Here is a 12,662-nt window from a genome sequence, read left to right on the forward strand (position 1 = left end):
CCACCTGCCTCCTTTAATTTGTAGATTGAATCATTTTATAATGTTTCCTCAATATAACCAGTAGGATAATTACAAAAACAGTTACACTACATAGCGCAATCACCACAATCAGTTGCCATTGTAAATAATATGCTCCCGCTGCACAGCCTAAGCTGATGAGTAGAAAAATAATGCTTAATACTTCCAATATGACAAAATACTGGTGTTTTAATCGTTGCTTCTGTTTTTGTTGATCCCACTGTCTATCCCTGGTTCCATTTTCCAGCCAGTCCAAAACAGCTTGTGGGTAAGAAAGAAATGGCTTAACCGTGTCTTTTGCGTATTGCTTATAAAATGTTTCCGCAATTTTCTTGCCGCCAAACCATTTTTTCAGCTCAGGCTCTGCCCATTTTTGAAAATCAATTTCCGGATAAATCGCTATTAAAATTCCGATAACAATGGAAACCGCCCTTCCCAAATAAGCATATTCCGCAGATAGCTGGATAGGTTGTTCATGAATTACAAGCCGGATGTCTTCTTTTATTTGATCCATAACATGTGCATCCTGTATATTCATTGTACCACTTTGATACATTTTTATCGTCTCGTGAATAACCCGTTTTAATTTTTCACGATCCGCATGCGGCAAAATAAAGTTCATTTCATCCAGCGTTTTAATAACCTGGTCGTAATCATCCATCACAATACTTTGAATCAACTGTTTAAAATAATGGCTATCTTGTTTACGTACTTCCCCTACCATACCAAAATCAATAATAACGATCGTCCCATCTTGTTGCACTAAAATGTTCCCGGCATGCGGATCAGCATGAAATTTTCCTGTAGTTAAAAATTGTTCCAAATAAAAATCAAATAAAGTTTTGGCTGTTTCTTTTGTATCAATTTGGTGACGGTTCATAAAATCCACGTCCGTGATTTTTGCACCATCTACCCATTCCATAACAAGCACGCGCTTTGTACATAATTCCTCTATGTAAAACGGAATATGAATAGAGGCGTTTTCCTCAAATCGTTCCTTAAAATACAGGGCATTGGATAATTCATGATCAAAATGCAGTTCCCGATTCATAACTGTCACAAGTTCGCGATACAATGAAGGTAAATCTGTTTTCTTCCCAAAAGAAGTGAGGGCAGATATTAACCAAAATACGATTCGCAACGTTTTAAAATCTTTATGAAACACCTCTTTGATTCGATAACGTTGCACCTTAATAGCAACCTCTATCTGGCTATCTTTTAACTTAGCTCGGTACACCTCGCCAATCGAGGCTGATGCAATGGAAGGTGTTTGAATTTCTTCAATATGTGCATCAATTGAAGTACCCCATTCTTCTTCCAAAATACTACGAGCGTAAGAATAAGGCATGGCAGGCACCCGGTCCACGAGACCACTTAGTTCTTTAATAAATGCATCCGGCATAAAGTCTGTTCTTGTACTAAGAAACTGCCCGACCTTGATTAAGACACCACCAAGCAGAATCGCTTTTTCGCGGTATTCTTGTGCCATTTTTGTGATTAAATGATTCCACTTGTCAAATGTTTCATTATCCCAAATACGGTGTTTAAAATGAAAGCTATAAATCTTCGCAATAAACTTTAACGTCATCCAAACCATTACGATACAACGATAACCTAAATTATATTTTAACCTTTTATGCAATTTAAACACCTCATTATTGTATACCCTTTTCCATTCTAGACTAAAACTATATCATCTTTTCTGATTACATTGTTTTGTACTTGAAAAAGATTTCTTCATTAGAGACCACATGCACATCTGTTGCGGGTTTGCTCTCCAAAGTTTTAACGCATTGATAATTAATCATTGGATAATCATTCATTTTCCCTTATAATAATAAGAAACATAGAACGTTGGGGGATTTTATGAAAAATAACAGCTATTCCTTTTTGGATCATTTTAAATTTATTATACCATCTCTTATTGGTGTTTTTTTATTTATGTCACCAATTAAAACAGAAGATGGACTTACTATTCCCATTGCTATCCTTGCTGGTAAAGTTGAAGCATTATTGGCAGATCAATTATCAGCAATTATGATGGTGATTATCGTATTTACAGCACTTATGACTATCATTGTTCGATTTCTTGGTAAAGAAAAGTTGAACAGCACCCCATTTTTTCAACAGCTTTTTTATGTCAATCTATTTTGGACGATAACGAGAGTGATTGCCGCTATATTTGCCATTATGGTATTTTTCCGCTTGGGACCGGAATTTATCCATAGCGCCGAAACTGGTCAAATGCTACTAGGAGATCTATTACATGTTTTATTTGCTGTTTTCTTATTTGCAGGGCTATTTTTACCGTTACTGATGAATTTTGGACTGCTTGAATTATTTGGAACGCTGATGACGAAAGTAATGCGGCCTTTATTCCGGCTTCCAGGACGTTCGTCTATTGATTCCTTAGCTTCTTGGGTAGGCGATGGCACCATTGGTGTGTTAATTACAAGTAAGCAATATGAAAATGGGTATTACACGAAACGGGAAGCTGCTGTGATTGGGACGACATTCTCCGTTGTCTCGATCACCTTCTCTTTAGTTATCATTTCGGAAGTTGGTCTTAAAGATATGTTCCTGCCATTTTATGGTGCAGTTTTGGCTGCTGGATTTGTTGCTGCCTTAATCATGCCGCGGATTCCTCCACTTTCTAAAAAAGCAGATACGTATATAAATGAGGAATCTGAAGGAATTTCCGAACAGGTACCAGCTGGTGAGCATATTCTGTCATACGGCTACAAAAAAGCATTAGACCGGGCCAAGCAAGAAACAAGTGTGTATAAGCTTTTCAAAGAAGGCGCACAAAATATTTTGGATATGTGGATGGGAGTCGCCCCAGTCGTCATGGCCTTTGGATTGATTGCACTAATCATTGCGGAAACAACTCCTGTTTTTCAATGGCTCGGCTTGCCTTTTGTCCCTTTGCTGGAGCTGTTACAGATACCATATGCAAAAGAAGCGTCAGAAACAGTGTTGATCGGATTTGCAGATATGTTTTTACCGTCGATTTTAGCTTCAACCATTGAAGCAGACATTACCCGTTTTACCATTGCAGCACTATCTGTCACCCAGTTAATTTATATGTCAGAAGTGGGCGGATTATTAATTGGTTCTAAAGTACCCGTTTCCTTTAAAGATTTAGTGATTATCTTTTTATTACGCACACTGATTACTTTACCGATTATCGCACTCATTGCTCACCTCATCTTTTAAAAAACAGCCAAGCTAAAAAATAGCTTGGCTGTTTGTTTTAGAATCATTTCTGTTCTAATTGTTGTGCCGTTTTTGTATACAATTTCTTCATAATCGATGCTTTCCCTTCAATAAATGGCTGCCAAATCCCTTGTACTGGTCGACTGGATAAAAGCAGAACGAGAAGGATTGATAAGACAGCAAGACCCATGAAATCAAATATTCCATCTATTTTAAACAGGTCTGCTTGACGGAAGTATTGGATAAAAAAGCCATGTAGCAAATATACATAGAGTGTACGAGTGCCGAGTACTGTCCATTTGAAATGTTGGATTGGTATCCAAGAAAGTACACTTAAAACCATCAATGCTGCAGATAAGTAAACTAATAACCTTGCTAACCCTCCAAACTCTGGAAGTCCTAAATCACCATATGACTTAGAAGCGAGAAGCCATCCGGAATTAAAATCAGGCAAATAATAGATAGCAATGGCGATTCCAACCATAACCATAAAGGAAACTACCTTCACTGCTTTCAGCTTGACAACCATTACTTGTTTTTCCGTTAAAAAATAACCCACTAAGAAAAATGGAAAGAAAACGAACGTGCGCGACAAGCTGAACATTTGACCAATCTCACTAAAATAACCTACGATGAGCCCAAGTTGTACAGCAACAGCAACGCTTAGTAATGGTGGTAGCTTTTTAAACCAGTATAATAACAGATGCCAGCAGAAAAGGCTGAATAAAAACCACATCGCCCAGTGCGGACTGAATAAATCCGTTTGCCAGCCTGGTTTACCGATTAAAAAATAGTAACCTGTATAAAGCAATTGAAAAATCACATATGGTAGTAATAGTTTTTTCATTAATTGTAATACGTGATTCACCGACCCAGAGCCTTTGGCAAAAAAACCGGCCAAGAATATAAACGCAGGCATATGAAACGTATAAATCCACAGATAAAGTGTATGAACATATTTTGAGTCTTCTGTGAAAGGCTGTATCATATGTCCAAAAACAACTAAAAAGATCAGGATGACTTTTGCATTATCAAAAAAAGAGTTTCTCTCCATGGTTCTCCCGTCCTTTTCGATAAATTTTATTTTCATTTCAAAAAGCAGGGAAATTTCAGAGAAGTAAGTTTTGATAAGTGTCAAGATGTTGAGTTGTTTGTATGAGCCATGCTAATAAAAGCAATCCATGAATTTTGTCCCATTTTTCCAGGCTTTTTGAACACGCTTAATCTAATCCTATTTTTAAAAATAGGGTGCATTATTTACTCTACCCTTTTTGGACACCGTTTGCATATGAAAGCACTCGTTTTCATACACTTGTTAGCGTTTTGTAAACGGGTTGCAAAATAACCATCTATATGTAATAGAATCGTTAAAAGAAGTAATCTACTGGATTACTTCTTTTTAAAAAGATAAGAAAGCATAAAATGAGGAGCTTGGAGATAACGAAATAACCGAATAGCCACGTTTATCTCGTTCCATTCGCTACGTTGCTAAACGGGCATTTAGGTCTGTTACCTTCCCCCTTAGACTTGTTGCAGGTCGCAGCAAAGATTATCCAACTCCTGAAGATAAGTCCTACGTACCTTATATAGGGGAAAAACACCTTTATCCAATGATTTACTTTTACTTTGTATGAAGAAAACGCTATTTACCATTATATAACTTATTTATTTTAGGTAGTATTTCAAGAATCTAAACATTATAAAGCAAAATTCTTCATCATAGATGGTGGCTCGCGCTCTAGGCGAGCCATGGTGGTTTCTTACCAAAAGCGGATACAATTATGTCCCTGTTTTCTTCTTTTTTACCTTTTTTTCCTTTTGTTTGGATAGCTGTGGCTGTTTTGGTTTCGGCTTATCCTGCTTTGCTCGTTCTAATGAAGCTTGTAAAGCATCCATCAAATTTGTTGCTGCATCTGGTGAAGGCTTATCCAGCGCAGTAGCCGTTTGATCTTGCTCCTTCTTTTGCTCAATTAAATCAAGCAAAGCATGTCTGTACTCATCCTTATACTTTGTCGGATCAAAAGCTGTCGTTAATTGTTCGATCAGCATCTTTGCCGTATCCAATTCTTGGGAGTTTGCCTCCACCTCTTTAGGAACATTAGGTACATCTGCAACACTACGTACTTCATCTGGATAGTGTATCGTTTCGACAACTAATGTATCCTGATAAACACGAATGATTGCTAATTGTTCTTTAGAGCGAATCATCATTTTGGCAATACCAATTTTCTCGGTTTCCTTCAATGCTTTACGCAATAGGCCGTAAGCTTTAGCGCCACCTTCATTTGGAGATAAAAAGTAGCTTTTTTCATAATAAATGGGGTCAACCTCAGCAAGTTGTACAAAATCAACAATTTCTACAGCCTTATCTGCTTGTTCCTGTTTTAATGCTTCCAGCTCTTCTTCGTCCAAAACAACGAATTTATTCTTTGCGTACTCATATGCTTTGACAATTTCTTCGTTTTTAACTGGGCGTTCACATACAGGACACGTACGCTCATATTTAATAGGTGATTGACATTCCTTATGCAATTGCCTTAATTGAATATCTTTATTCTCAGTAGCGGCATGCATTTTTACAGGGATGTTCACAAGACCAAAGCTGATCGTTCCTTTCCACATCGTATGCATTCTCATTCCTCCTTAACCGTAGTTTGCCAAAGCGTAAGGAATTTTATCCAAGTATGGTTATTATTCTTGTTTCTGTATCAAACTAGGTTTTAGAAAGGAGAACAGAAAATGCATGTCATGAAGCCTATACCCAGTGTAGATATCCCCAGAGGTAAAGAATGGTTATATGAAGTAAAATACGATGGCTATCGTTGCACATTACAATGGACTAAAGAACTTATTCAACTACGGAGTAAAAATAATACAAATTTAAGTAAACAGTTTCCAGAAATTATCCAAGCCTGTTTGCAGCTCCAAGAACAAGTCGAATCCCATTTGCCCTTAACAATGGATGGAGAACTCGTCATATTAAACCAACTCTATCAAGCAAATTTTGAGTGGGTTCAAAAACGTGCCAGACTACAGGCAACATCTAGCATCGAAACCGCTTCTAATCAACGTTCTGCCAGTTTTATGGTCTTCGATATACTGCAGCACCAAGGGGAATCTTTGTTATCGATTGATTTGGAAAAACGCAAAGAATACCTCCAACTACTATTTACAACTTACCCTTTCTCACAAGAACTTATATATGTACCAAGTTACAAAAACCCCGACCAGCTTTGGAAGGAAATCTTTATACATCTTGGAGAAGGTATGATAGCAAAGCGGAAAAATAGTCTCTATAAGCAAGGGAATAATCACCAAGACTGGTATAAAATAAAAAACTGGAGGTCGTTAAGTGGCTTTTTAACAGCTTTAGATATAAATAACGATTATTTTCAAGTAAGTGTATATAAACATAACCAAATCGTCTCCATTGGAAAATGCAAGCATGGGCTTGATTCAAAAGAAATGGATATTTTAAGACAATTATTTCAAACAAAAGGAGAACTAAAAAGCAATACTTACATTTTGCCTCCTGCTATTTGTACAGCCATCCATAGCCTTGATTTATATAAGCAAGAATTACGTGAACCAGCTTTCAAACAAATACTTCCACACGCGCGTCCAGAAGAATTGACTTGGGAAAAGCTACAGCTTGATCAGGCTATGTTTCCAACAGAAGTTGAAATAACAAATCTTAACAAAGTCTTCTGGTCGAAACCAGGTTATACGAAAGCAGACCTCTTGCTTTATATTCGGCAAATAGCTCCTTACATGCTGACGTTTTTTAAAAGGCGTGCACTTACAATTATTCGCGCGCCTGATGGAATAGATAAGGAACATTTTTTCCAAAAGCACTTGCCCACCTACGCACCTGCTTTTATGCCAAGACATGAACACAAGGGAAAACATAGTATCGTTTGCGAAACATTAAACGACCTCATCTGGTTAACCAATCATGGTACCGTAGAATTTCATACGCCATTTCAAACCATTGCAACAAATACACCTGAAGAAATTGTCTTTGATTTGGACCCACCAAGCAGAGACCGTTTTTCTTTAGCAATCAAAGCAGCTTTAAATATGAAATATCTATTTGATGAATTACAGTTGATCTCTTTTGTCAAAACTTCGGGAAATAAAGGGCTGCAAGTATATATCCCGATTCCAAGTGGAAGCATGACCTACGAAGATACTGCCTTATTCACCCAAACCATAGCATTTACATTAGAAGGCACCTTCCCAGCACTATTCACCACTGAACGATTCAAGCATAAACGTAATGACAAGCTTTATATTGATTACGTCCAACATGGCAAAGGAAAAACGATTATTGCACCTTACTCGCCTAGAAAAACTTCGGAAGGAACAGTCGCCATGCCCTTATTTTGGAATGAAGTAACGGATGATTTAACTCCACAAAACTTTACGATAAAAAACGTCGTTGAGCTTGTAAAAGAACGGGGTTGTCCATGGCAAAGTTATGAAGCCGTGAAAAAAAGCCAAAACCTAGAAGAAGTTTTGACTTTTTTACAAGATCATCATAGATGAATGATTAAAAACATTAGTAGGATGGAACACCTTGACGAAGCAGGTTGGTATATACATCCTCATCACAAATAATGAATAGCTGTGCATCGTGCGGAATTGGCTCTTTCAGTTGGTTAATAATCGATATATCGTTGCGATTAGATAATAATACCGCTCCTTGGGCAGCTAACGCAGTTCGAGCGTGTTCAAATGTATTCCAATCTGCCTTTTTTCCAATCGAATATAGATCATAACCATGATGGCTCGTTAATTGTCTAATAATTTCACTCGAACCATTAAATAAAATGGAGCGAGCTGCTAAGTGAGCCGCAGTATCGTTCGCAGTAATAAATTCTTCGACGGCAGCATGCTTAAAGGCCGGAATATGTGTTGATTCCAATACTTCGCAAATCGTATAAATATTTTGCGAGAATTCTTTCCCTATACTCTCTAACGTTGTAGCAATAAGCAATGTTTGACCGTCTGCTTGAGAGGTGGCTACGCCATCTTCAGAAGCAAATACCATGACCGACTTACTTTTTAGCAAATTTGCCTGGAACAATACATCGCGATTGGCAGGATTACCTTGAACAAATTCAACCTGTTCATGGATCAGTGGCGTTTTTTCGATTTTCTCATCAATGATAACAATCGGAATATCCTTAAACGTATGTAAAATCTCATCTAATGTGATCCTTGCCTTCTTCGTCCAATTAACGAGAATAATATGGTCTTCTGTAGTAATATTCAATCTACCTTCCTCCTTTAATCGCTTGCGAATGCTCAAAAAATCAATTGCCTTACCAATAAAAATGGTCATTAAGCCGATTCCAACAATATATAAAAACATAGCAAAAATCTTTCCACCAACTGTTGTTGGCGAAACATCTCCATAGCCGACCGTTGTTACAGTAGTCATCGTCCACCACAAGCCTTCAAATGGGCTAGCAAATGTATCTGGTTCTAGATAATAAATAAAATAACTGCTTGCAAACACTAATGTAAGTGTTGCAAAAAGTAAAAACCAATGATTAAGTTTAATGACTTTAACGAATAATTGTTTAAAAAATATCATATACTCCTCCTCTTTCATTTCTCCCATAAAAACTTTAACTTAACTACTCAAATAGTAACATATTTCACCTTTACATATCGCACATTTTCCTATGAAACTCTTAGGCAACAGCAATTTCAGAAAATCTATCTTTAAACTATTTTAGTCTCTAAAAACTTGTGCTAATACACCATTTCCAAACAAAGGTATTTGTTTTTAAAGTTAGAATTATTCTTTGCGCTAAGAGGTGGGCGCCCATTTAGCAACGTAGCAAATGGAACGAATCAACTAAAAGTGAACTTCGATCAGCGGGGTTTTCTTCATCCCCGCTGATTGTTAGTACCACCAGGGTATGACCTAAAGGCCCTTGAACGAATCGGGGACTTAGGTGCTGTTACCTCCCGCTTCGACTTGTTCAGCTCACATCTTCCATTCTTGAAGTGGGAGTCTACAACGCCTTTTTACGGGATAAAGGAATCATGCCACTAAAACAGGGGTATGCCGACGTCTGGCGGCAAGCCCGTTTTTAGTCGGCCTTCCTCTTAGCGACGAACAGATGATGACTTACTGTAATGCGCATTTCTAAAGTCGCATCGTTGCCGGGCTCATGCGCGGACGTGACTAGTCGGTTATTTCGTTATCCACAAGCACCTCATTTTATAGATTCCTATACAACAAAAAAGATGCTCACTTCCTCTTAAGAAGTAAGCATCACATCACTATTTCTAATAAAATCAACCTAGGGTTTCTCTATATTTCCGGTGCTTCTTGAATTGCAGATTTATCCTGATACGTTTTAACGTTTAGCTTATTTAAAATTCTCGCTGTTAACGTTCCAGTAACCATGGAACCATTCACATTAAGCGCTGTTCGCCCCATATCGATAAAAGCTTCAATTGAGATTAATAAGCCGGCTAAAGCGACTGGCATGTTCATAGATGATAAGACAATTAATGCAGCAAAAGTGGCTCCACCACCAACTCCAGCGATACCAAAGGAACTAATTCCGACAATTAAAACAAGCTGCAAAATAAACCCTGGGGATAATGGATCTATTCCCATCGTCGGTGCAATCATAACTGCAAGCATCGCTGGATAAATACCTGCGCATCCATTTTGCCCCATCGTTGCGCCAAAGGAAGCCGACATATTCGCTATCCCCTGATCAACACCTAAAGCGTGCTGTTGGGCTTGGATATTCAATGGGATCGTTCCAGCACTAGAACGGGATGTAAAAGCAAATCCTAAAACTGGAATAGCTTTACGCAAGTATATAAACGGATTAAGACCAAATAAACCTACTAAGATCAAATGGATGACAAACATTACAAACAGAGCGACATATGAAGCAACTACAAACTTGCCTAACTCTAAAATACCTGCAAAATCTGTACTTGCTACTGTATTAGCCATTAATGCTAAAATCCCGTATGGCGTTAGACGAAGAATAAGGGTAACAATCCGCATAACGACTGCATATAACGCATTAACCATTTTCGTAAACATTTCAGCCTGTTCCGGATTTTTTCTGCGGACACCTAAAACAGCAATCCCTACAATCACAGAGAAAATAACGACAGCAATTACGGAGGTGGATCGATCACCTGTCATATCTAAGAAAATATTTGACGGTATAAAACTAACAATTTTTTGCGCTGTAGTCTGCTCTTCTACCTCTTCTAAAGTAGATTCCAAGATCGTTCCTCGTTCGTTTTCTGCCTGCCCTGCTTCAATCTGTTCGGCACTCAGATCAAACACCGTAGCTGAAACAATACCAACTAAAGCAGCGATCATCGTCGTCGAAATTAAAATCCCAATTATCCAGCTTGCCATTTTTCCTAATTCTGCTGTTTTTTCCAAGTTAATAATGGATTGGATAATTGACACTAAGACGAGCGGGATAACGATCATCATTAGAAAGCGAATATAGCCACTACCAACAATACTGTACCAATCTGTTGTTTCCGTCAATATGTCAGACCCAGCTCCATAAGCCCATTGGAGAATAGCACCTAAAACTATCCCTGCACCTAAACCGGTAAACACACGCTTGGTGAAGGAAAAATGTTTTTTCTGCATCCAAATAAGAATTCCTATAAGTACTAATAATATCGCCACATTCAATAACGTATACATTCCCATACCAATTACCTCCTTTATAATATTGTTTGCATATCTGGTTGAATTTATCATATGCATGTTGCACCAGCCGTGGCACTAATAATATATTAATCCGATAAAAATACTAAGACTTTAATTAGGTTACAATTTTTTCACCTTGCTGTCAAGGAATCAAACCAGTTTTTTTATCAAAATAATAACCTTAGATACGAATTCTTATAAACTATTCCCTATATAATCTTTATATTAGAAAAACTTGGCTTGTCGCCAAGTCTTATGGCGGAAGCCTTTGTTTTTCTTATACTATAAACCAAAAAAATCTTATACTTTCCTATAGTGCAAAAAAGACAGTTGCCAACTACATATGTTGGCAACTGTCTTAATTGCATGTATTTTTTATTCTTGTAAAAGATAGGTTGTCTCCAGCTCACGTTAAACAAACAGATGAATAATCTCTCCCGCAATCACACCTATGATCACAATTAGCCACGCTGGGACTTTCCAAAAATGTAATAAAGCAAATAAAATAACTGCTAGCCCAAAGTCGGCTCCATCCAAAATGGAACTCGTAAATACTGGATCATAAAACGCTGCTAATAATAAACCGACAACACTAGCATTTACTCCCGTCAACATACCTTGAAAGCTGGAACGTTCACGCAGCTCACTTAAAAACGGCAATGCGCCTACGATCAGTAAAAATGAAGGTAAAAAGATAGCGCCAGTAGCAATAACAGCTCCGATTATCCCATTCATCATCGTACCTACATACGAGCTAAATGTAAATAACGGACCAGGAACTGCCTGCGCCACACCATATCCTGCCAAAAATTCATCACTGGTTAAAAATCCAGTCGGCACAATTTCCTGTTCCAACATAGGCAATACAACATGTCCCCCACCAAACACGAATGAACCGACGCGAAAAAATGTATCGGCAATCTGTATGTACATATGTGGAAAAACACGTGCGAGAATCGGTAAACCAATAAGAATAGCAACTAATATTGAAAATGCAAGCATTCCCTGCTTTTTTGATATCGGCACGGCAAAAGAAGCCAGCTTTGTTTGTGCTTTATTCTTAAATAAAAGGTACCCAAGACCAGCCCCTAGTAAAATAATTATAATTTGTACAAAGGTAGAAGGAAAAAGGAGCATAATAAGTGCAGCTGCTAGTGCAATCGCAATTCGCGGTTTATCTGGTGTTAATTTTTTTCCTAATCCTAAAACAGCATGAGCCACAACCGCAACAGCAACAATTTTCAAGCTGGAAATCCAAGTTGCATCACTGAGCTTAAGCGATTGATAGAAGAAAGCGAATAGCACAAGAACAATCACAGATGGCAATGTAAATCCAAGCCAGGACATTACTCCGCCCAACAATCCACCTCTTAGCATTCCAATTGCAATGCCCACTTGTGAACTAGCTGGACCTGGTAAAAATTGACACAGAGCGATAATGTCCGCATAGGTTTTTTCGTCCAGCCATTTACGCTTATCAATATATTCGGACTTAAAATAACCTAAATGAGCCACAGGACCGCCAAAGGAGGTTAACCCTAACGTTAAAGAAGTACGCAATATTTCTATTTTTGAATGTTTTACAGTCATAAATGCCTCCACAGCAAATTGTTACTGAAAATCTATCACAATTCGCATATAATGTTAAGATTTTTTACATAACTGTAATAGGGAGGTTTCTTGTCACTATCTATGTGGTAATGAT

Annotated in this window: 8 protein-coding genes; 2 read left to right on the top strand and 6 right to left on the bottom strand. The window is 37.8% G+C overall.

From position 1 onward, the window contains the following. Positions 1-13 precede the first annotated feature (13 nt). Complete coding sequence (locus KBP50_RS20075; protein WP_082240885.1) at positions 14-1,660, bottom strand: ABC1 kinase family protein; 1,647 nt, start codon at positions 1,658-1,660, stop codon at positions 14-16. Positions 1,661-1,884: 224 nt separating this feature from the next. On the opposite strand from KBP50_RS20075, the gene KBP50_RS20080 reads away from it, so the two are divergent. Further along, positions 1,885-3,234, top strand: coding sequence for a YjiH family protein (locus KBP50_RS20080; protein WP_050350919.1), 1,350 nt, complete (start codon positions 1,885-1,887; stop codon positions 3,232-3,234). Positions 3,235-3,277: 43 nt separating this feature from the next. On the opposite strand, the gene KBP50_RS20085 is transcribed toward KBP50_RS20080, so the two are convergent. Next, on the bottom strand, positions 3,278-4,288 hold the full coding sequence (locus KBP50_RS20085) for an acyltransferase family protein (protein WP_050350918.1): 1,011 nt from the start codon (positions 4,286-4,288) through the stop codon (positions 3,278-3,280). Positions 4,289-5,013: 725 nt separating this feature from the next. After that, a complete protein-coding gene (ku, locus tag KBP50_RS20090; RefSeq protein WP_050350917.1) occupies positions 5,014-5,865 on the bottom strand; it encodes a non-homologous end joining protein Ku in 852 nt (283 codons plus the stop codon). Positions 5,866-5,973: 108 nt separating this feature from the next. Between ku and ligD the strand changes: the two genes are divergently transcribed. After that, complete coding sequence (gene ligD, locus KBP50_RS20095; RefSeq protein WP_050350916.1) at positions 5,974-7,782, top strand: DNA ligase D; 1,809 nt, start codon at positions 5,974-5,976, stop codon at positions 7,780-7,782. Positions 7,783-7,795: 13 nt separating this feature from the next. Here ligD and KBP50_RS20100 read toward each other — a convergent pair whose 3' ends face one another. The 3 genes from KBP50_RS20100 to chrA form a co-directional block, all read right to left on the bottom strand. Beyond that, positions 7,796-8,836 (bottom strand): ion channel, encoded by a 1,041-nt coding sequence (locus tag KBP50_RS20100; RefSeq protein WP_050350915.1) that lies wholly within the window; start codon positions 8,834-8,836, stop codon positions 7,796-7,798. 729 nt (positions 8,837-9,565) lie between these two features. After that, positions 9,566-10,957, bottom strand: coding sequence for an L-cystine transporter (locus KBP50_RS20105; RefSeq protein ID WP_050350914.1), 1,392 nt, complete (start codon positions 10,955-10,957; stop codon positions 9,566-9,568). A gap of 411 nt (positions 10,958-11,368) precedes the next feature. Continuing rightward, positions 11,369-12,547: a chromate efflux transporter gene (gene chrA / locus KBP50_RS20110; RefSeq protein ID WP_050350913.1), complete on the bottom strand. Its 1,179-nt coding sequence runs from the start codon at positions 12,545-12,547 to the stop codon at positions 11,369-11,371. Positions 12,548-12,662 lie beyond the last annotated feature (115 nt).

The organism is Virgibacillus pantothenticus (assembly GCF_018075365.1).
Lineage (GTDB): Bacteria > Bacillota > Bacilli > Bacillales > Amphibacillaceae > Virgibacillus > Virgibacillus pantothenticus.

Excerpts from the sequence above, each read along its gene's own strand:
- KBP50_RS20080 (WP_050350919.1), top strand. The coding sequence starts at position 1,885 with ATGAAAAATAACAGCTATTCCTTTTTGGATCATTTTAAATTTATTATA.
- KBP50_RS20085 (WP_050350918.1), bottom strand. The coding sequence starts at position 4,288 with ATGGAGAGAAACTCTTTTTTTGATAATGCAAAAGTCATCCTGATCTTT.
- ku (WP_050350917.1), bottom strand. The coding sequence starts at position 5,865 with ATGCATACGATGTGGAAAGGAACGATCAGCTTTGGTCTTGTGAACATC.
- ligD (WP_050350916.1), top strand. The coding sequence starts at position 5,974 with ATGCATGTCATGAAGCCTATACCCAGTGTAGATATCCCCAGAGGTAAA.
- KBP50_RS20100 (WP_050350915.1), bottom strand. The coding sequence starts at position 8,836 with ATGATATTTTTTAAACAATTATTCGTTAAAGTCATTAAACTTAATCAT.
- KBP50_RS20105 (WP_050350914.1), bottom strand. The coding sequence starts at position 10,957 with ATGGGAATGTATACGTTATTGAATGTGGCGATATTATTAGTACTTATA.
- chrA (WP_050350913.1), bottom strand. The coding sequence starts at position 12,547 with ATGACTGTAAAACATTCAAAAATAGAAATATTGCGTACTTCTTTAACG.